Origin of the sequence: Treponema sp., assembly GCF_052169735.1 — a bacterium.
Lineage (GTDB): Bacteria > Spirochaetota > Spirochaetia > Treponematales > Treponemataceae > Treponema.
Genome location: NZ_JBQNBW010000018.1, coordinates 20,375 through 41,287, shown reverse-complemented (window position 1 = coordinate 41,287; position 20,913 = coordinate 20,375). Strand labels below are relative to the sequence as shown.

Below are 20,913 nucleotides of genomic sequence, written 5' to 3'. Positions count from 1 at the left end.
TCGCTCTTTCCATCGTACACGGATGTACGATGGAAAGAAACGCATAATCGTTGGTAAGCGTTATCTGTAATTCGTCTTCCATAGCTGTAGAAAGTATAGGGTATCCGGATATAAAATGCAATGCGCGGAGTATAGGAGAAAAACACAAAGCGGGGCAAAAGGTATTGCCGTATACAATATTTTTAAGTAGTCATAATGCGGAATCCCTGTGAGATTATACGCATATGGGGAATTACAGTCAGCTTTAATGCCTTCATGTTACAAATCAAGAAGCATCAAGGCATTAAATCACCGCATAAAGAAATCCTATAGCACTACGAAAAGGTAATCGTTCTTCACGATGATTGATTATATCATGGAAGAGGAATACCTTCAAGAAAATTTATTTCACGCCTCTGCAGTTTTATTTCTGTGCGGCAGCCAAATTTACCAACCAGCGTTCTTTCTTCAGCCAGAAATAGGCAATCACCGCTTTAACTACATCGGATAGCTTGACGATGACATACATTACAACAGGTCCCAGTGCTGTAAACCATATCAAAAGAAACATACCGCCTACAAAAAGGATATTTGCAATAGTATCACAAAGTACCCCCATCATTGTATCTCCGCCGGTACGGGAAAGTGCATACTGACCATTTAAGTACGCCCAAAGCGGTAAATATGCAGCAGCAACAATAATAAGTCCTCGTGCAATCAGCTGTGAATGGAGACTCAGCTCCTTAAATACAAACGGAATTAACAACACAGTGGAAAAACCAATAAGCATAAAAATAGCACCGAATAGTACCGAACCCGATAAAACCCAGTTTTTGTATTGTTTTGCTTCTTCTAACTCTCCTGCCCCAAGCTTTTGCCCTACAATAACAGAAGTTGCGGTTACAATTCCTGAAAAACAGATAAAAAACAAATTAGCAATAGCAAAACCGGCAGACATGCCGGCAACAACTTCAGCTCCGCCGCGGGTATTATACAAGGCGGTAGACACTGTTTCTGAGACCGCCCAAGTCAATTCAGAATAGAGAATCATAGTAGATTTTTTGATAATAGTACTAAAAAGTTTCAGTTTTATATCAAAAAGCCTTAAAATATTAAAAAGAAATGGAGGCTTTTTTATCAACACATATATGATAAACAAAAGCAACTCAACTGCACGGGCAATAACAGTTGCAATACCAGCTCCTTCTACTTCAAGCCGCGGTGCACCGAGATTGCCATAGATGAATATCCAGTTAAAAAAGGTATTAACAAGGGTGGCTACAATAGAAATAACCAGCGGAGGACGGACAATTTCTATTTCCCGGAGCGAGGAAGCAAGTGATTGCGAAAAAACCAATAAAATACCGGAAAAAGCCACCGCACGGGAATAGCGCACTGATTGGTCAATAATTAATTCAGCATCAGTATTGACGGTCAGCATAAGACCGAATAAACCGCGCGGAGCAATCAATGCAATAATCGTGAAAAAAATACCTGCGATTCCGGTAAGCAGCAGTTTGAAGCGTAAACTTTGCTGCATTCCCTCCTTATCTTTTGCGCCATTGAACTGCGACATAAAAATGCCCCCGGCAGAACACAGCGTTGATACCAAAACAAGGAATACAAAAATCAGCATTCCTGCTGTATTAACCCCCGACATCTTAATATCACCAAGACCTGCGACCATAAAATTATCAATCAACGAAACAAAATTTTGAATAAGCAGCTGCGCCATCACCGGCAGAGCGATAGACAGAGCATGTTTATAAAATGATGCCGTACCCAAGTATTCGTGTTGTATCATAAGAAACCTCAAGTCGGCGCATTATAGCGGGTTTAGGAGTATTTGAATAGAGACATGGGCATCTCTAAAAACGGTGAAACGCAGATACGCCGTATATTTTTAAACCAGCGCTTTTGCAAAGAGACGGCGTAGATACAAGGAGTTAGGCAAAAAGTACCGCAGGCGTATCTATGATACGTTGAGGACACTTTTTTGCCGTACGACGCAGTAGATACGTCGTATATTTTCAAAAGATTAAGGGCTGGCTTATTTGCCAAACTATGCTATACTTCCTTCAGGAGAAGTATTATGAGTACAACAATAGAACAAGTTCAACCCAAAGAAGTGTTCCGCTGGTTTGCTGCAATATCGGCAGTGCCCCGCGGTTCAAAAAATGAAAAAGCGATCAGCGATTTCCTCGTACAGTTTGCAAAAGAGCGGTCGCTCGAAGTGTATCAAGATGCTGCACTCAATGTTATTATCAAAAAGCCCGGAACGGCAGGATATGAAAAATCCCCTACCGTCATTTTACAAGGGCACATGGATATGGTATGCGAAAAAACAGCCGATTCGCCCCATGACTTTCTCAAAGACCCCATCAAACTGATTGTTGAAGGTGATATGCTCCATGCCGACCGGACAACCCTCGGCGGAGATGACGGAATTGCGGTAGCATATTCGCTGGCTGTTTTGGATTCTCATTCGCTTGCCCATCCCCCGCTTGAAGTGTTAATTACCACAAACGAAGAAGTCGGCATGGACGGTGCACGGGAGCTAAAGGCAGATCACTTGCAGGGCAGAATCCTCTTCAATATTGACTCGGAAGAGGAAGGTATCTTTTTAGTCAGCTGTGCAGGCGGTGCCAATACCCGTACCGATTTTAAGATTGAAACGGAACCGCTCAAAGGAACAGCACTGGCTATTAAAGTAGACGGCTTACTCGGCGGACATTCCGGTATCGAAATTATTAAGCAGCGGGCAAATGCCATCAAAATGCTGGGGCGCGTACTGGCAGCAGTAAAAGCTGAACAGCCGGTACACCTTGTGTCGCTCTGCGGCGGCGCAAAGCATAATGCCATTGCAAAGGATGCAGAGGCTGTTATTACCGTTGAAGATTCTGCCCGTGCGGTAAAAACGATTGAAACAATTACCGCAGCACTGCAAGCTGAATACCGCGTTGCCGATAAGGGACTTAGAATCACTGCAAAAGCGGCAAGCGCTGTACCTCAGGTTATGTTCACCGGTGCAGTCAGTAAAGGAATCATTGATTTTATGATGATAGTACCCGATGGCGTACAGTACATGAGTATGGATATTCCCAACTTAGTACAAACCAGCTTGAACGACGGTATTCTTGCGGTGGATGGAGATACTGTATCCTTTACCATTTCAGTGCGCAGTTCGGTAAAAAGCGCGCTGGATGAAATTGTACAGGTATTACAGCTGTGTGCAGAACGAACAGGAGGCTCCTTTACCAAGCTTTCGGAATACCCCGCATGGGAATATGCCCCGCAGTCCCGCGCCCGTGATGCTGCAGTACAGACGTATAAAGAAATTACCGGCAAAGAACCGGTTATCTCTGCCATTCACGCAGGATTGGAGTGCGGACTTATCAAAAAAACAATTCCCGATATTGATGCCGTCAGTTTTGGTCCGAATTTATATGATGTCCATACACCGAATGAGCACCTGAGTATTTCTTCTGCAGAAAGAGTGTGGAAGTTCCTTGTGAAGCTCTTGGAAAATATGCGGTAAGTCTCCGGCTTATGCGAGGGCAGCCCGAAAAATACAGCTTAAATTTGGAGGGTTGCTACTGAATATTTTGAGTAAAATCACAAAATATTCAGTAGGATTAAAAAAATCGAGCATACAAGAAAATATGATAAGCGAATCAGAATCGCCGGTTTTTCCGGGGCTGTTTTGCCCGTCCGCCGGAGCGTTTGGTACCGCGCTCTTCCGCTGATTTTTGCCCCAGCTGCTTGAGTTCTTCTACCCGCTGCGGATCATAGAATCCTTCTTTCCAGTTAAAGCGTACGGAGTCGGGGAGGGGAGTGCCGCTCCGCAGGGACTGTAAGATAAACCGGTAAGCACGGCGTTCAATAGCCGTATGAGAAAAATCCAGCAGAAAGCGTGAGAATTGATGATTCTGTAAGGCATGATAGCGGTCTATAATCGAAAACGGCTTATCCGGCAGTACAAACGAGGCTGATGGTGTGGAAAAAGCTCTGAATGCCTCACCTTGTTTGTCTGAAAAGTAAAGGAAGTTGTAGTTTTTCGGCAATGTAAAGCGCATTCTGAACAGCACCGAGTACGAAAAAATCGGCAGCAGTACCTGCGGACGCAGCTCCGGTACAAACACTGTTTCGATATTGGATTGAGAGCTTTCAGCAGGGGGAATGTAGGCGCAGATGCCGTTTTCTTGCAGCCACGAAACCGCCCAGCAGTTAAAGGTGTAGAGGTACGGTCCTGCGACTAAAAAGTTCTTTTTATTGCGGAGCATGGAAATATGCGCCGGATTATTCACAATAAACTGCGTATAGCCCTGTGCTGTTAGCTGCTGTAGCTGCTCCGCTAGAATAGGCTCTTGTTCCTGCGGGAGGAAGGGATCAAGGGAAACAAAAATTTCCCGTTTGGAAAACGGCAGCGGTTTTATCTGCTGCTGATTCAACTGTTGCTGATTGGATTGCTGTCCGACTAGAGCCGGATAGGTGTCCTCATTCAAATTGATAATAACCCGTACCGGTTTATCCGTAAGGATGGTATGTAAATCCGCAATGGAGGAAACTTGAACGTAGAGCCCTTCGGGGAAAATATCCGCAGGCTTTTTCGCAAGGCTCTTTTTTACGGATGGTGCGGTTGTTGATGTTGTGAGGGCTGCTTTGTTTGTATCGCCGAGTGTAGGGACGCCTGCCTCCAGGGTAAGCATCGGCAGGGCTTCATCGTTGGGCTGCCTGCGGTATTTTTCAAGCGATGCTGGCAGCAAACGGGGGTAGCGCTTGGTCATCGCCCTGGTTTGCAAGAGGTATACGCTGTCCCCTTTGCCGGAATCTGCAGGCAGCTGCAGCCATGCGCCGGATTTGCTTTCCATTATGTCCTGAATTTTCCAGCTTTCCCTGCCGCTGTCGTCCTTCTTATGAATACGCACCGAGTCGCCTTTCTCCGGTGTATAATGTCCGTCTTTGAGTTGCACATAATGCACAGCCCGTGTGCCGTCTTTGAATGGGACTTCCTGTACGGGACCTTTTTTAATCCCGTCGATAACGCCGAGATAGATACCGGTGCCGCCTGCCTGATCAGGATTAAGCACTTCTTCTGCATGGGTGCTTTTAAAGCGGTAGCCGGTCTTTTTCCGGGCAAAGTCATTTGCTAAGATGCGTTTGCCTGTTTCAACCGCCCCTTTTTTATCGGTTTCCCAGTTGTCAATGACATACCGGTATGCGGAGACCACCGTGCCGACATATTCGGCGCTTTTCATTCTTCCTTCTATTTTGAATGAAGCAACCCCTGCTTGGATAAGATCGGGGATATACTCGATGAGCTGTAAATCTGCCGGAGAGAAAAAGTAGCCTTCACGGTCGCCCTCCGGTTCATGCGCTGTGTAGAGACGGCGGCAGGCTTGGGTACACATTCCGCGGTTCGCCGATTTGCCTCCGAGATAACTTGAAAACAGGCAAAGTCCCGATTCGCTTACGCAGAGCGCCCCGTGTACAAACACCTCCAGTTCGCAGGAGGTGTTGGCATGGACTGTCCGGATTTCTTCCAAGCTCAGTTCCCGTGCTAGCACCGTCCGTGACACCCCCCAGCGGCTCATCGCATTGGCTGCCTTTGCGCTCGCAATATTGAGCTGTGTTGAGGCGTGGAGCTTGAGCTTCGGAAAATGTTTGTGTGCCATCTGAATCAGCCCGAGATCCTGCACGATGATACCGTCCGGTCCAATATTGTTTAAGTATGTTAAAAACCGGTAGAGCCGCTCCATCTCATCTTCGGTTACAACCGTGTTGACCGTAACATATATTTTTTTATTCCGCTTGTGCAGCACATCAACTGTTGCCTCAAACTGATTCCATGCAAAGTTTGAAGACCGCATACGGGCATTAAAGCTCTTTAAACCTAAATAAACGGCATCCGCCCCTTCTGCGATGGCTGCTTCCAGTGCTTCAGGATTTCCTGCCGGTGCTAATAATTCGACCATTCCGCCATCATACTGAAAAAATGCAGGGCTGCATAGGGTATGGAAATATGTATGCTATTAGGTATCAATGTAAAGATCACATTTTATTCGTGCGGAGAGGGATTCACCGATGCACTGTGTCAGGTTTGTTGATTCACTCGAAAAATACAGCTGCTTATTGAATATTCGGTCAAAAGACCGTATTATCCAAATAGAAGTTATATATTTTGTGTAAGGATGTAATATTTTCTTTGAAAAATACTCATCATTTTTGATGATATGCAAAATTATTCACGAGCCGTACAGCCGCTTAATTACTTTGCCGCCGTAATCTGTACAAATATTGATCGGTATGTATGATTATCATCAGGTAGAAGCAATACAAGGGCAAATTATAAAAAGCGATACCTGAATTTTTGCAGATGTCCATATATCAAGGGGAAAAGAAGAAATATGCATGAAAATGATCAGTTGTCCGAGGCATGGGCAGGATGTTATAAAATAAAATACCTCAATGAAGAAGCTGCAGTAATGGAGCAAGAACTTTTCGATACGGTTTTTTCAAAGTTGGAAAAGATACAGCAGAAAGTAATGCTTACAAAAATAGAAAAACTGGAAGCTCAGCTTGAGGTGCTTGAAGATGAACTCAATTTATTTTTAGCAAAAGATGGACGATAGATGGCAGCTCTTGAGCACTATCCGGGAGCAAAGTGTATAAGAAGCTGTGTAAAAGGGGCACTGATGAAAAAACTACCGATAGGAATACACACATTCTCTAAAATTATCGAAGGAGATTATCTTTATATTGATAAAACCAAGGAAGCGTATGAAATTCTCTGTACCTATCAATATGTGTTTTTATCACGTCCGCGCCGGTTCGGGAAAAGCCTTTTTTTAACAACCCTACAGGCGATTTTTGAAGGGAAGAAGGAGCTTTTTAAGGGCTTATATATTTACGATAAATACGATTTTGAAGCCTATCCCGTGATTAGGATACATTGGGGCGGTAATTTTACATCGGAATTTAATTTTCAAAGTGAAGTACAATCCGCCCTACGGTGGAATGCCGAATGCCTTGGTGTAACACTTGATAAATCCCTATCGCTTTCATCTCAGTTTGATTCGCTCATCAAAGAAACGTATAAAAAATACCATAAACGTGTTGTTATTTTGATCGATGAATATGATAAGCCGATACTGGACAATATTACCGATCCTGCAATGCGCTCTTATGCGCGGAATATGCTCAAAGGATTGTATGAGCATATCAAATATAATGATGAGTATATAAAGTTTGCCTTTTTGACGGGGGTGAGCAAATTTTCCAAGGTGAGTATTTTCTCCGGATTAAATAATATTGTCGATATATCGTTACGTTCTGCGTATGGGAATATTTGCGGGTATACGCAAGCCGACCTTGAAACGAGTTTTCAGCCGTATTTGGAAGGCGCTGATATGGAAAAAGTGAAGCGCTGGTATGACGGTTATAATTTCTTAAAGGATAATGTATACAATCCGTTTGATATTCTTAATTTTTGTGCGAACGAGCTGTTGTATAAAAATTATTGGTTTGAAACAGGTAGTCCGAGCTTTCTCATTAAATTAATACAAGAAAAGAGCTATTATCTGCCGGACTTGGAAAATATTAGTATAGATGAAGAACAACTGGACGCTTTTGATATTGAAAAGATCAACTTTGAAGTGCTTTTGTATCAGTCAGGCTATTTAACCATACGGGAGAAAAAACAATTCGAAGACGCAGTGTTTTATTCACTGAAAATACCGAATTTGGAAGTGAAAAGCTCACTTAATAAGGTCGTTGTATCAAGCCTTACCGATTCGGGGTCGAGGTTGATAAGCAGTACGCTATATCGTAATATGCTGACAGCTCTACATAATGCCGATATGGAGGGGATCAAAGATACGCTGCACACGCTGTTTGCCTCGCTGCCGTATCAGAACTATGCGAACAACAATATCAGTTTGTACGAAGGATTTTACGCGAGTGTGGTGTATGCGTTTTTAGCGAGTTTAGGGGTTCCGCTGATTGGAGAAGATACGACGAACCGAGGACGGATAGATTTAACGCTCACTATGGAGCAGAAAGTCTACATTATCGAGTTTAAGGTGGGCAGCGGGAATGCCTTGGAGCAGATAAAAGCAAAGAAATATTATGAGAAATATCAGAATATGCATAAGGACATCTATCTGGTTGGGATCAATTTTGATGAAGCGGAGCGGAATATTTCGGGATTTACTTTCCAAAGACTTGAAGGAAAAATGCCATCGCTGTAAGTTCCGTTTGGGATCATGGTCAATGCAAATACACCGCCTATATGTCCCGCAATATAGTGCGTATGGAGAACCTCTAAAAACCTCAGTTTTTAATGCCGCTCTAAGACGGACTCCTCTGTTCTGCACAGCTGCTGTAGACGCATCCAATTTGTCATTTCCCATTAGCTGTCTTCCAGTCTCTTATTGTGCGTGCTTGTTCATCAAATCCCGCACCAATGAGCACAATCTTCTTTCCGCTTGTCTGATACCGGGCGGCTCAAGAAATACACCTTTCCATTATTCGTGCGGAGGGTTTAATACCCCGACGCTCTGCGTCGTAACAAAGGGTATTAAAGCCGACTGCAACCACCTTATGAGAACAACAACCCCGACGCTTGCGTCGGGGTTGTTGATTGACTAATCGAGATAGGTACTCCGTTTTGTCAACATAGAGAAATCTTTTTTCGCGTAAATCCTTAAAAGTCTATATGCAAACCGGCAATTTTTGTGGGATGTTCATAAGGATAGTATAGCAGTTTTTTATTATTAAGCTTATCTTTTATTTCCTTTATAAGGAGCTGCAAGAGAGCAGTTTTTTCAATATAACAGCAGAAGCACAGAGAAAACGCAAAGGTTTTATTATATGGTATGGATTGATACTGAGTAATCAAAGCCTGCCGGAAAACCTGTATAAATAGCATTTGTTAACAGAGCGGAATCCCTGAACATATTTCTCTGAGTGATTGACATTTCACGTTCAAGCTGGTAGTGTTATATACTGTCTATCGTAAAATAGTAGAAGGAACTGCTAAAACCGGGAGTTTTCAGCAGCTCCAATAGAACATTAGTAGAGATTATAAAGATTGGGGAAACATCATTATGGCAGGTCTTAAAAAAAATACGCTCGCAATCGGGAGTATTATTATTCTTGTGTTCTCGGTTATCACATTTGTCTTTATTCCTGCTGTCGGCGGACAGTCAGGCTCGAATGCAAAGACGTTACTCGGCAAATGGAAGAATAAACGGCTTGAGTATACTGCAGACGGACTTTTTCTACAGGAATACCGGCAGCTGCACCGTGCCGCTGAAATGAGCGGGTATCTCCGCAGCGATAATAAACTCCAGCAGGAATTTATGGAGCGGCAAGTTATGCGGACGGCATTTCAGTCATCGATGATTCAGCTTGCTGCGCAGAATGAGGTTCTGAACGCAGGGTTTTACCTGCCGAACAAGAATATCAATAAGGCGCTGATGGCTTTTTATACCGATTCAACAGGGGCTTATTCCGAGAAACTGTATACACAAACCTCTGAGCAGCAAAAGCTTGCAAATAGAAAGCAAGTTATCGAGTATCTTACTGCACAACGCTATATAGAAGATAATTTTGGTACCTATGACAAGCTGTTCGGTTTAAAAACCAGTTCTGCCGAGACGGCCTTTGTCCAAAAGATGGCAGAAAATGAGCGCAATTTTAATTATGTTGTTTTTGAGGAAAGTCAATTTCCCAAGGATAAAATCCGCACATATGGTGAAGAACATGCCGATTTATTTGCAGAGCATAGCTTATCAATGCTGACTTTTACCGCTCAAGATGAAGCTGATAAAACAGCACAAGCTTTGCAGAAGGGCGAAGTCAAATTTGAGGATGCCGTTGTAACCAATTCTACGAAGCTGGGAACAGATTCAGCAGGAAAAATGCTTTCTCCTTACCGCACGACAGTAAATAGGACATTCCCGGAATCAAAAGACCTTGATACCGTATTGAAGCTGGGGGTTGATGAGGTAAGCCCGGTGGTGAAGACTGCCTCCGGTTTTGCGATCGTAAAATGCACTGCACCGGTAAAAGCTGCGGATTTTGATTTGCAGGAAACGGAAGATCGCGTCTTTGCTTATATGAAGTCCAATGAGCGCGGGCTTATTGAAGATTATCTTGAGCAAAAAGCAAAAACTTTTGCCGATGCTGCAAAAGCCAGCGGATTTACAGAACAAGCGCAGCTTAATGAATTGGTTGTGCAGACCAGTAATCCTATTGCATTGAACTACGGTAATGCCGCAATCTTGCCGCAAATTTCTTCACAGGCTGATACATTCTTTGCTTCCGGTGTACGGAATGAAGCATTTTTCAAAAAAGCCTTTGCATTAAAGGCATCTGAAATTTCGGAGCCGATTTTGCTGGGTTCCAATGTTCTTGTATTGCAGTTGAATGAAGAGACAAAAGCATCGGAAGAAGTGCAAAACAATATTGCGACTTCTTATCCGCAGTATGCTTCTGCATGGTACTATCAATATCCGCTTGCACTGTTGGCATATCAGCCGCTTTCGTGGGGACAGCAGACCTTTATTGATTTTGTGTTAAAGAACAAAAACTTTACGGATAACTTTAACGAGGTCTTTAAATAACAATAGAGAACCTCTAAAAACTTCAGCTTTTAGAGATGTCCAATGGTGCGAAGGACTGTCAAAAGACTATAAGACAGCCCCATTGCAATACCGCAGACTGGAGTCCTTACATTACGAAGGATGCCAGTGAGATGTAGATACATGGATACAGATCAATTGGAGAAGCCTCTGCTCATACCAACACGCAGGGGCTTTTCTGTTTTATACCGCAATAAATACTTATATTCTAAATACGATCCTCCGCAGGCAATGAACCGGCTTGTTGAAACGCTTAAAATTGCGGATTCTACCCTCGTGGTATGTTTTTCGCCGGTGCTTCCGTATGGATTAAACGCATTGTTGGAGCAGCTGCCTCCCTCCGCATATATGCTTGCGGTAGAGTGTGATCAATCATTGATGCGCTTGTCGCTTGACAATGGAGAGCGCACAGTATTTGCGCACCGGCAATTTTCTTATATCCGCACGGATTCCGTTTCTGAGGTACTGCATAAAATTGAATCGCTGCCGCTCTTTCCCTTCAAAAAATGTGTTTGCATCCCCTGTTCAGGCGGGGTGCAGCTGTATCAATCGTTTTATGATGGAGTCCGAAATTATGCAGAAGAAGTGATTTCCCGGTTTTGGCAAAATAGGGTAACACTTATGCATCTCGGCAGAAATTATGTACATAACACATTCCGAAATCTGATCTCGGTATACGATAGCGCTGCAAAGACGGGGACTGGGGAGCCGAGGCTGGATAGCGGAACTCGGCGGCTGGTTCTGACAGGACAGGAACGTATTAGTAAGCCTATTATGGTTGTAGGTGCCGGTCCTTCGCTTGACCAATCGCGAGGTTTTATCTGTCAGCACCGAAACGAGCTGTTTGTACTTGCTGTTGATGCAGCAGCAGCAGCTCTTTTACCGGATATTGTTCCGGATGCAATCGTGTTAGTAGAATCTCAATATTGGATTGATTCCGCTTTTATCGGACTGCATGATGGTATAGAATATCATGCGTCTTCACGGAATATCCCTCTCTTTGCAGATATTACGGCTTCTCCCCGGGCTTTACGGGCTGCAGGCGGGCAGGTTTTTCATTTTTGCACGGACTATGCGCCTCTGCGTTACCTTACTCGGATATATTCTGTGTTGCAGCCGCTTATTTTACAGCCGATGGGTTCGGTAGGACTGACTGCCGTACAACTTGCATTGCTGTTGAGTCCTCCTGCGGCTCCGGTATTCCATACAGGTTTGGACTTTGCGTGGCAGAACGGCTTAACCCATGCCCGCGGGGCAAGCCCTGTTAAAAAACTCTTTGCAGAGACAGCACGGACGGAATCCATCTATAAGTTGAATTTTCCAGCCAATATCCGGTATATCACCGGAAAACAGGGGCTTTCATACCGGACAACAGCCCTGCTGTCGGGATATGCGGATCAGTACCGTCATGCCTTTGCAGGTAACAGCCGGGTAATTGACATTGGACAGCAGGGGTGTACACTCTCCGCCCGCCTGCCGGAATTAGCGGAGTCCGATGCAGTACGGATGCTTGCGGCATATACGGCGGCATACCCGGAGAAGTCGGCAATGAGGACAGCAGAGCAGGATGCAGCGCCGGTATCTGTATATCCGCATATAGCCGGCTTGTCTCATCCCGGTATGGAAACCCTGCCTATACAGCTGCAGCAGTATCTGAAAGAAGAGTATGAAGCCTTAACCATGCTGACCGGGCATTTACAGGGGGAGCAGCAGCTGTCTGAACAAGAGCTGCAGTCGATTCTTATGGAGCGGGACTATCTGTATAGCCATTTTCCCGATGCAGCACGCGGCTACGTGCATAATCTCAGTTTTTTAAAGCGTGTTAGTATTGAATTACGCAGCATTCTCAAACTGCTGGACGCTCGGTTTAGTGCTATATATTAGCCCTATTCGATAACTGCGTTTTCGAATAGGGCGACGAGTTCTAAATCGCGCAAATAGCACGATTTAGAACATCGCATTTCAAGGTAACCTGTTCAGAAACGGAAGTTTCCGAACAGGTTTATTAAAATAACATATTTATTCAACCTGAAAATCAACATACCCCGGCCTGGAGAGATTAGACAAAAATATATTCCTGTCAATCATGCGCATCAAAGAGATAATCCTGATGCAGCTGTGCAATAAACTTTTTCATCAGGTATTCACCGCCTTCTATTGTGTAGTGGATGCCGTCGCTTTGCATAAAAGAAACCCAGGCAGTCCCCTCCGGCTGGATTGCTCCCACATAGCCGTTTCCATACTGACTGACAAAATGCTTGAGAGAAACTTTGACGAGCTTTTGAGCGCTGTATTCTTCTGCAATAGAACGGTGTACGGTATCTAAATACGCCATCTTATCGTTGTAATCAGTGCGCCGCACAGCCGGCAATCCAAGCCAATAGACCCGCGGTACGGATTGCAGCACAATATCAAGATGCGCTTTTACCATTTTGCGGTACACCTCTTCCCACTCAGGTGTCCCTGCCGTTAAGATAATGCCGCCTGTAGTCCACATATCCTGATAATCATTCATACCTAAAAAGAGAACAGCTGCATCAAAACGAGTACCGTCTTTCTGTGCGGAAAAAACATCCTCCAATTTTTGCGGCCAGTTATAATAATCGGAGCGGAGAAAGCCGGAGGACGGCACACTGAGTTCTTCTATCACGATAGAAGTGTCAGAACCGAGCGCACGGGTCATACCTGCAGCAATACTGCGCATTTGGGAGTCGCCGAAAAAGAACATCCGGAGCGGCAGCCGGGCAGAATGAGTTACCGGTAGTGCAACATTGCGAAGCGCTGCTTGAGACACCTGCCCGAACAGCTCCAACGGTAAACTGCCGCCGGTATTGAGATTATCGGAAAACCCTCCTAAAGATTCAGCGGTACCGTGTTCACCGGTCATTGCATAAAAGGCTTCTACATCGCCGTCGTAGCGGGCTTGCCGGTAAAAGAAGGTATCCCACTCGCTGCGCTTTTCCAAACCAGCCATTTGTATAAAAGAGTTCCGCAAAAACGGAATCACCGCAGCAGCCGGAGAAGATTCGGTAACAGAAACAACCGGAGCCGTCAGTGCACTGTAAATATTTTTCAACGCCGGAGCCTTAATACTTTGCAGCGGATGATCAAGCCGCCGCCCTAAAAAGGGAATCAGAACTAGCAGCACAACAGCCGCAAAAAAAATACACTGATTGGGGCTATACAGCCCCTTCCGAGTCTGCGGCTCCTGTGTGCAGCCCTCTGTCTGTGCTGCCCGTTCTGTTTGCGTTCTCATACGGTACACCTGCAATTTAAAATCCAAAGTAGATAAATGGCGCAACCCCGGAGGTTGAAACAATGTTCAGTCCTATGCAAAACAAAACAAGAGCGGCGGCTTTTACCGCAACAGGCAGCTGTACATAGCGTTCAAAGCATTTCCGGCGTAAGTCCGTACCCGGGATTTGCAGCAGAAAGGCGGCGGCGAGCGGGATCAGTACAAACCAATGCACCGTATGCAGGGGCTGCGTAATATTTTTGAGCGAGGTAAGATACAAAGCAATTTCCCGCACAGAACTTGAACGGAAAATAAGCCAGCTCACATTTATAAAAAGGAAGACACCGGCAAGCCGGAGCAGCTGCAATCTCCTCCTCTGCTCTATCCCGATGCTGTCCTGAGAGGCAGAATATGCAACACCAAGGCTGTCAACAGAGGCTGCAACGGGGGAATCATCCAAGCGGCGGTGTTCTGCTTTGAACGCAACAGGGGTGTCAGCCGCACAGCCGTATTCTTTTTTGAACACGGAGACAATCCGTTCAACGGCACAGGCAACACCCTGCAGCAAACCCCATAGCACAAAGGGTATGGAACTGCCGTGCCACACCCCTGCAATCAGCATAGTACCGATCAGCGCAACCGCCGTCCGGAATAAGCCGTAGCGGGAACCGCCGAAAGAAAAATAGACATAATCACGCAGCCATGATGAAAAGCTGATATGCCAGCGCCGCCAAAACTCACTCACCGAGCGGGATACATAAGGGCGGTTAAAATTCTGCGGGGCTTCAAAGCCCAGCAGCAGCCCTATTCCGATTGCCATATCGCTATAGCCGGAAAAATCACAGTAAATCACAAAGGTATAGGACAATAGCCCGATGAGCAGCTCGACCGTATTACACTGCGCAGGATTCGCAAATACAGGATCAACTGCAAGCACGGAAAGGAAGGTTGCTAAAATCAATTTTTTATAGAGTCCCGACACAATGAGTAACGCACTGCGGTCAAGGGCTATCGGTTTTACGGCTGCATCGGCATCCCGCGTAAGGTTTGCAGGAAGGGCTGCAAAAAAAGCTTCTGCCTGTACAATAGGACCGGATGCCAGCTGTGGAAAAAACGAAATATACAGCAATACTTCCGAAAAAGACCGGGCAGGACGCATTTTACACAGGTAAATGTCAAAAATATAGCTCATCGAGCGGAATGTATAATAAGAAATACCGATGGGGAGCAGTAAAGAATAATTTTGCAGCTGGGTAAGCACGGGACTTGCAAGCTGCCCGCTAAAAAAGCGATAATTTAAAAAGGAAGTAAGGTCGTAAAAATACTTAAAAAAACCGAGGAACAGAATATGCAGCACTGTCCCGGTGATCATAGTGATAACGCGAGGAATATGGTTTTTCTGTAGCCCGAGTACTGCGCCGAACAGCGCAGACAGCGCAGACACTCCGAATAGCAAGATACAAAAACGCCAATCCCAGCCTGCATAAAAAACATAGCCTGCACACACAAGCAGGAGTACCCGTTGTTTGCTCTGCCGGAATACGTACCAGTACAGGAAAAAAACAATGAAAAAGAAGAACGCAAACCGGAGTGTCGGGAACAGCATCTCACATCGGTATTAGGTATTAGGGAAGGGATGCCGGTTTATTTGCCATCTTCCGCTGAATATCAGCTGCACGGTTCGCAGGCATTAACGAGAACCAGTAAGCAACAGAGGATGTTTTGTTCGCTTTTTTTGCAGTTGCCTCTACAGCCCGCAGCACATCGATAATATCCTGATCATCCATTTGCAGCAAATTCGCAACCGCCTTATCAGGCTGCATACCGTCTATATACTGCGCAATCTGATCGATATTTACTTCACGCTGATCCCGTTCTGCCATCATCTGCTTAAAAGACTTCTCTTTTTCTTCTATAATGGAAAGCCGGTCGTCCAATTCCTGCGATACCTGAGCCGCCTCTTTCTCACGGGTAGTAACTTCAGCTTCCTTTTTATCCAGCTCTTGTGAACGGACATCCAACGCCAGCAGCCGTTTTGCATAGCGGTCGGCATCTAAATCACCCTCAGCCTCTGCAGGCGATGCAATACCTTCCGGAGTCTTTAAGCCGAATAAAGAATATACCGGCGAAAAAACACCGCGGGCATTCACTAAACCAAGATAACTAAACCAAAAGAGTCCGCCAAAGGCTAATATAATAATCAATAAAAGCAGTACTATTACACGTCCAAAAGAACCTCTCCGTCTCACCGCACTCCCTCCTGCATAAGGCACCTCTAAAAACTGGCATTTTCAGAGATTACCCATATATCAATATCGGTATCAAGCTCAATAGATATTAGGGCATCTCTAGAAAAAACTCAGGTATAGTTTTTTTCGCAGATGCCCGGCGAATTCTCACCCGACGAGTTCTCAATCGTACAAATGGCACGATTGAGAACATCGCATGTTAATGTTTATATAAATATTGAAAATATTCCATATCGGTTGATAATATTTTTTCAGCTTCGGGCAGGGCATTTTGATACACCTCAAGGCTTTTCCAGAAGCTGTAAAACTCAGGAGACTTCCCGTATGATGCTGCGTACACTGCGGTAGCCTGTGCATCAGCCTCACCCTTGATTTTTTCCGATTCAGAGTAGGCTTTTGATAAAATGCTTTTTTTCTCGTTTTCCAATTTACCAAGCCATTCAGCCTTCTTCCCCTCGCCTGTTGACCGGAAAGTCTGGGCAATCTGATTCCGCTCTTTAATCATCCTATTATACACCGATGCTTGCAGCTCATCTGAATATTTTATCTCTTTAAAGATAACATCAATTACTTCTATCCCGAAATCTTCCAGCTGCATATTCGCCTTTTTGAGAATCTCTGCTGCAAGCACATCCCGCCCCTTTTCAATGGTTGTATATACAATCTTCTCGGAACCGGTTACGTCCTCAAGCTTTACTTCATCGGTATTCAGCCCGAATTGCTCCTTGTGCAGCGTTTCATTGATATTATTGGTAGTGCGAACCACATCATCAAGACTATTTACCGTGATAATATCCCGTACCGACGAATCGATAATATCTGAAAGCCGGGAGTATGCGCCTTCGTATGTAACCAAAGACTGATAAAACTTGCTTATATCGGAAATACGCCAGCGGCTTGTGGTATTTACTTCGATAAACTGCTTCTCTTTAGTGAGGATTTTTTGCGGATCGCCGTCTATACGGAGCAGCTTTGCCGTATAGCGGTGTACTTGATGCACAATCGGCATTTTAAAATGAAGCCCCGCGGCAGTTTCGGTTTTGACGATCTGCCCGAACTGGGTAATAATAACCGTCTCCCCCTCCTGTAAAACATAGAAGGGTTTAAGCACTGCCACCGCAGTGATGATAACCGCCGCAAGGATAATACCGCGCAGCAATTTTGTATTTTTTACACGAGATGCGTTCATTAGCGGACTCCTGATAAATCTTTGAGCGGTAAAAAGTTTTTAACATTTTTATCAATAAAGATAACCTTATCGGTATTTGCAAAAATTTTGTCGAGGGTTTCAAGATATAAGCGCCGTTTGGTAATGTCAGGTGCCTTATTGTATTCAGCATACACCGCATTAAACCGGGCAACATCGCCTTCAGCCTTGTTTACCCGTTCTGCAGCATAGCCGCGCGCCTCTTGTATCATCCTATCAGCTTCACCCTTTGCCTTGGGTATTTCTTTATTATACGCTTCCTTGCCCTCATTGATCATCCTATTCATATCCTGAATGGCAATGTTGACATCCTCAAATGCCTGCTGTACATCCTCAGGCGGCACCACATTTTGCAGCTGCACCGACGAGACTGAAATACCAAGTCCCAGCTGCTTGTATTTTTCGTTCATAATCTCTTTTGCGGAAAATTGAATGGCATCCCGTTCCGCCCCCATGATGTCCAAAATAGCCCGGTCTCCTATCAGACTATTGATAGCTGCTGTGGACACATCCCGCACGGTATTGATACGTTCCGACCGTTCAACATTAAAAAGCCATGCCTTGGGGTCAACAATGCGGTATTGCACCGTCCACTCAACATTGATGATATTGAGATCACCGGTCAGCATTGAAGATTCGCTGGTGATATTATTCCGGTACTGACTCCTGTCGGATGCCATGGTAGTACGGAAACCGAACTCTTCCTTTTGCACGGTTGTAACCGGAATATGATCAACACTCTCGATAAACGGGATGATAAACTGTAAGCCCGGCTGCAATGTTCTATTGTATTTCCCTAGACGGGTTACTACGCCGTTGTCCGTTGTCGAAACAATGGTAAAACTAAAAAAAGACAGAACAACGAGTACAACAACTACGCCTATTACAGCGAGGTGTCCATTCTTTAATTGCTTCATAATAATCCTCTATACTTCATAATCCTCTATACTTCGTTCTGCGGTTTACCGGCTAGAAAGCTTTTGAGATTTTCCACTGCAATGGCAAGCAGCCGGCTGCGTGCTTCAAAGGTCTGCCATGCAATATGCGGCGTGAGAAAACAGTTGGGACAGCCGAACAACGGATGATTTGCAGGAGGAGGCTCAGTACTCAGCACATCGCTTGCATAGCCCCCGATCGATCCATTATGAAGGGCTGCAGCAACGGCAGCGTCATCAATCAGCTGTCCCCGGCCGGTATTGATAATACACACATGGGGTTTCACCTTTGCCAACGCCGCAGCATCGATAATATTCCGGCTTTCGTTATTCAGCGGTGCATTGAGACTGATAAAATCAGACTCGGCAAGAAGGGTGTCAAGATCAACCTGCTGAGCTGCTGCAAGCTGCGGTACCGCCTTGGGGGAGCGGTTGACATAGAGCACCCGCATTCCCATTGCAAGCGCGATACTTGCAACCCGCTGTCCAATATGCCCAAAGCCGATAATACCGAGTGTTTTTCCCGTCAATTCAAATACAGGATAAGAAGTATAGCAGAAATGCTTGCTTTTGCTCCATGCACCGCGATGTACCTCATCACTATGTTCGCGTACATGCCAATAAAACTGCAAAATAAACGCAAACACGAGCTGAGCAACACTGTCAGTACTATAGCTGGGAATATTCGTTACGGTAATCCCGTGCGCATGGGCTGTCTCTCTGTCTATCACATTATATCCGGTTGCCAGAACACCGATATATCGCAGTTTAGGCAAGCGCTCAATCAATTCCTGAGAAAAAACTACTTTATTCGATAAAACAGCTTCGCAATCCTTTACCCGCTCATAGAGCTCATCAGAATCGGTTTTATCATATATCGTTACATCGGTAATATCCTGCAAAGCCTTCCATGATAGATCACCCGGATTAAGCGTATAGCCGTCAAGTACAGCAACTTTCATATATTTCCTCCTCAAAACAGCAGCAATCGCTAAAACCCCACTATGCAAAAAGCGTTTAAAGGCTTTTGTATACAAATCATGCTTGTATACAAATCAGTATATAAAAAGGATGGGTTTTCTTCAATGGAAAAGCAGAGGATTTCGCATAAACATACTAGGGCAATCTTCCTTAAAATGCAAAAGACCGTTATACTAGAAAGGTGTCTGCGCATGGAGCGCTGCAATATTTTACCGTCAAGGAGTACACGTATCCTATGCAAAAAAAATATGCCAAAGAATTGATGCAGTTTATTGATAAAAGTCCATCAGTGTATCATGTCGTTGAGAATGCTGCCCGGACGCTTGAGGCAGCCGGTTTTACCCGCTTACAGCTTTCCGACCCGTTCAATCTAAAGCCGGCAGGAAAATACTTTGTTACGGCAAACGGCAGCGCACTTATTGCATGGCAAATGAGTAAGGGGCAAAAATCACTTGGTTTTAAACTCATCGGTACCCATAGCGACTCACCCTGTCTTAGAATTAAACCAAATCCTGAGCTGACGGTGCAAAATCATTATCTCAAACTTAATACCGAAATATATGGAGGAGCAATCCTTTCAACATGGTTTGACCGCCCGCTTTCCGCAGCAGGCCGGGTAATTGTCAGAACAGATAATCCGCTCGCACCAAAGGAGCTGCTCATTTCGCTGAAAGATGCCCCGCTCATCATCCCTAATCTTGCAATTCACATGAACAGAGAGGTCAATGAAGGGTATAAAATTGAACGGCAAAAAGACATGCTGCCGCTTCTCGCTATTATCAATGAGAAATTTGAACAAAAGGGCTTCCTTACCAATCTGCTTGCAGAACAGCTCTCTATCGATCCTGATTCCATCCTTGACTTTGACCTGTATCTCTACGACACACAGCCTGGCTCCTTCTGCGGGTTATCCGAAGAATTTTTCTCTACGGGAAAAATCGATAACCTCGGAATGGCTTATGCCTCGCTCGATGCCCTCATTGCACAGGATAAACCGCTGGACTATGTAAAAGCAGCCTGTATCTTTGATAACGAAGAGGTTGGTTCAGGAACTATGCAGGGCGCAGGCAGTCCCTTCTTTGCCGACACACTGAAGCGGATTACCATTGCACAATGCAGCCCGGAAGAACCCTGGTTTGAGATATTCCAGCAGCAGCTGAGCCGGTCGTTTTTGATTTCTGCCGATCAAGCCCATGCGCTGCACCCGAACTATCCTGAAAAAAACGACATCACAAACTTCCCTGTGGTAAACGGAGGTCCAGTCGTAAAAATTGCTGCCGCAATGAGCTATGCAAGCGATGGAATTTCCGCTGGTATCTTTAAAGACCTGTGCAAACGGGCTGGGGTTCCCTGTCAGAACTTTGTGAACCGCTCTGATATTAAAGGAGGCTCAACAATCGGACCCATTACTGCAAAAAATTTGCGGATAAAGATAGTAGATATTGGAAATCCAATCCTTTCCATGCATTCTATCCGCGAACTCGGCGGTACAGCAGATCAGGAGTTTATCACAAAGGTATTCCATCAGTATTATAAGGAATAAAAAAGTCCCTCTCTTAACTTATGCTGTTTGTGAGGGACATAGCGGGCAGCAGCTATCGGAATACACCGCTATACGGAAATCCGATGCTTCTGCTCAAGAACTTCGTTAAAAATACCGAAATAACAAGAGAAAGGGGCT

Annotated in this window: 14 protein-coding genes; 6 read left to right on the top strand and 8 right to left on the bottom strand. The window is 45.0% G+C overall.

The genetic code is table 11. The features are described 5' to 3' along the window. Window positions 1–403: 403 nt before the first annotated feature. A complete protein-coding gene (locus tag ACTTJ8_RS04610; RefSeq protein ID WP_442720454.1) occupies window positions 404–1,783 on the bottom strand; it encodes an MATE family efflux transporter in 1,380 nt (459 codons plus the stop codon). Window positions 1,784–2,071: 288 nt separating this feature from the next. On the opposite strand from ACTTJ8_RS04610, the gene ACTTJ8_RS04605 reads away from it, so the two are divergent. Continuing rightward, window positions 2,072–3,517: an aminoacyl-histidine dipeptidase gene (locus ACTTJ8_RS04605; RefSeq protein WP_442720453.1), complete on the top strand. Its 1,446-nt coding sequence runs from the start codon at window positions 2,072–2,074 to the stop codon at window positions 3,515–3,517. 136 nt (window positions 3,518–3,653) lie between these two features. Here the strand turns inward: ACTTJ8_RS04605 and ACTTJ8_RS04600 are convergent, their stop codons facing one another. Continuing rightward, complete coding sequence (locus tag ACTTJ8_RS04600) at window positions 3,654–5,954, bottom strand: peptidase U32 family protein (protein WP_442720452.1); 2,301 nt, start codon at window positions 5,952–5,954, stop codon at window positions 3,654–3,656. Window positions 5,955–6,386: 432 nt separating this feature from the next. Here ACTTJ8_RS04600 and ACTTJ8_RS04595 point away from each other — a divergent pair, with 432 nt between their 5' ends. From ACTTJ8_RS04595 to ACTTJ8_RS04580, 4 genes are all read left to right on the top strand, one after another. Then, a complete protein-coding gene (locus ACTTJ8_RS04595) occupies window positions 6,387–6,611 on the top strand; it encodes a hypothetical protein (RefSeq protein WP_442718242.1) in 225 nt (74 codons plus the stop codon). A 63-nt stretch (window positions 6,612–6,674) separates the two neighbouring features. Continuing rightward, window positions 6,675–8,228, top strand: a complete 1,554-nt coding sequence (locus tag ACTTJ8_RS04590; RefSeq protein ID WP_442720451.1) for an ATP-binding protein — start codon at window positions 6,675–6,677, stop codon at window positions 8,226–8,228. An 858-nt stretch (window positions 8,229–9,086) separates the two neighbouring features. After that, window positions 9,087–10,607 (top strand): peptidylprolyl isomerase, encoded by a 1,521-nt coding sequence (locus ACTTJ8_RS04585; RefSeq protein ID WP_442720450.1) that lies wholly within the window; start codon window positions 9,087–9,089, stop codon window positions 10,605–10,607. A 141-nt stretch (window positions 10,608–10,748) separates the two neighbouring features. Beyond that, on the top strand, window positions 10,749–12,509 hold the full coding sequence (locus tag ACTTJ8_RS04580; RefSeq protein WP_442720449.1) for a 6-hydroxymethylpterin diphosphokinase MptE-like protein: 1,761 nt from the start codon (window positions 10,749–10,751) through the stop codon (window positions 12,507–12,509). Between the two features lie 196 nt (window positions 12,510–12,705). Here ACTTJ8_RS04580 and ACTTJ8_RS04575 read toward each other — a convergent pair whose 3' ends face one another. From ACTTJ8_RS04575 to ACTTJ8_RS04550, 6 genes are all read right to left on the bottom strand, one after another. Beyond that, entirely contained in the window at window positions 12,706–13,881 is a 1,176-nt protein-coding gene (locus tag ACTTJ8_RS04575; protein WP_442720448.1) for an SGNH/GDSL hydrolase family protein, read from the bottom strand. Window positions 13,882–13,897: 16 nt separating this feature from the next. Continuing rightward, a complete protein-coding gene (locus ACTTJ8_RS04570; RefSeq protein WP_442720447.1) occupies window positions 13,898–15,466 on the bottom strand; it encodes an MBOAT family O-acyltransferase in 1,569 nt (522 codons plus the stop codon). A 19-nt stretch (window positions 15,467–15,485) separates the two neighbouring features. Beyond that, the gene (locus ACTTJ8_RS04565) at window positions 15,486–16,109 is read right to left on the bottom strand and encodes a periplasmic-type flagellar collar protein FlbB (protein WP_442720446.1); all 624 of its coding nucleotides are present in this window, start codon (window positions 16,107–16,109) and stop codon (window positions 15,486–15,488) included. 199 nt (window positions 16,110–16,308) lie between these two features. Continuing rightward, window positions 16,309–17,298 (bottom strand): protease modulator HflC, encoded by a 990-nt coding sequence (gene hflC / locus ACTTJ8_RS04560; protein WP_442715092.1) that lies wholly within the window; start codon window positions 17,296–17,298, stop codon window positions 16,309–16,311. Further along, window positions 17,298–18,233 carry an FtsH protease activity modulator HflK gene (hflK, locus tag ACTTJ8_RS04555; RefSeq protein ID WP_442715093.1) on the bottom strand — a complete coding sequence of 312 codons (936 nt, stop codon included), beginning with the start codon at window positions 18,231–18,233 and terminating at the stop codon, window positions 17,298–17,300. The genes hflC and hflK overlap by 1 nt, the downstream gene beginning before the upstream one ends. 26 nt (window positions 18,234–18,259) lie before the next feature. Then, window positions 18,260–19,213: a D-2-hydroxyacid dehydrogenase gene (locus tag ACTTJ8_RS04550; protein WP_442715094.1), complete on the bottom strand. Its 954-nt coding sequence runs from the start codon at window positions 19,211–19,213 to the stop codon at window positions 18,260–18,262. A gap of 254 nt (window positions 19,214–19,467) precedes the next feature. Here ACTTJ8_RS04550 and ACTTJ8_RS04545 point away from each other — a divergent pair, with 254 nt between their 5' ends. Then, the gene (locus ACTTJ8_RS04545) at window positions 19,468–20,775 is read left to right on the top strand and encodes a M18 family aminopeptidase (protein ID WP_442720455.1); all 1,308 of its coding nucleotides are present in this window, start codon (window positions 19,468–19,470) and stop codon (window positions 20,773–20,775) included. Window positions 20,776–20,913 lie beyond the last annotated feature (138 nt).

Coding starts and splice junctions, on each gene's coding strand:
- ACTTJ8_RS04570 (WP_442720447.1), bottom strand. CDS start 15,466: ATGCTGTTCCCGACACTCCGGTTTGCGTTCTTCTTTTTCATTGTTTTT.
- ACTTJ8_RS04595 (WP_442718242.1), top strand. CDS start 6,387: ATGCATGAAAATGATCAGTTGTCCGAGGCATGGGCAGGATGTTATAAA.
- ACTTJ8_RS04590 (WP_442720451.1), top strand. CDS start 6,675: ATGAAAAAACTACCGATAGGAATACACACATTCTCTAAAATTATCGAA.
- ACTTJ8_RS04605 (WP_442720453.1), top strand. CDS start 2,072: ATGAGTACAACAATAGAACAAGTTCAACCCAAAGAAGTGTTCCGCTGG.
- ACTTJ8_RS04580 (WP_442720449.1), top strand. CDS start 10,749: ATGGATACAGATCAATTGGAGAAGCCTCTGCTCATACCAACACGCAGG.
- hflK (WP_442715093.1), bottom strand. CDS start 18,233: ATGAAGCAATTAAAGAATGGACACCTCGCTGTAATAGGCGTAGTTGTT.
- ACTTJ8_RS04610 (WP_442720454.1), bottom strand. CDS start 1,783: ATGATACAACACGAATACTTGGGTACGGCATCATTTTATAAACATGCT.
- ACTTJ8_RS04545 (WP_442720455.1), top strand. CDS start 19,468: ATGCAAAAAAAATATGCCAAAGAATTGATGCAGTTTATTGATAAAAGT.
- hflC (WP_442715092.1), bottom strand. CDS start 17,298: ATGAACGCATCTCGTGTAAAAAATACAAAATTGCTGCGCGGTATTATC.
- ACTTJ8_RS04585 (WP_442720450.1), top strand. CDS start 9,087: ATGGCAGGTCTTAAAAAAAATACGCTCGCAATCGGGAGTATTATTATT.
- ACTTJ8_RS04575 (WP_442720448.1), bottom strand. CDS start 13,881: ATGAGAACGCAAACAGAACGGGCAGCACAGACAGAGGGCTGCACACAG.
- ACTTJ8_RS04600 (WP_442720452.1), bottom strand. CDS start 5,954: ATGGTCGAATTATTAGCACCGGCAGGAAATCCTGAAGCACTGGAAGCA.
- ACTTJ8_RS04550 (WP_442715094.1), bottom strand. CDS start 19,213: ATGAAAGTTGCTGTACTTGACGGCTATACGCTTAATCCGGGTGATCTA.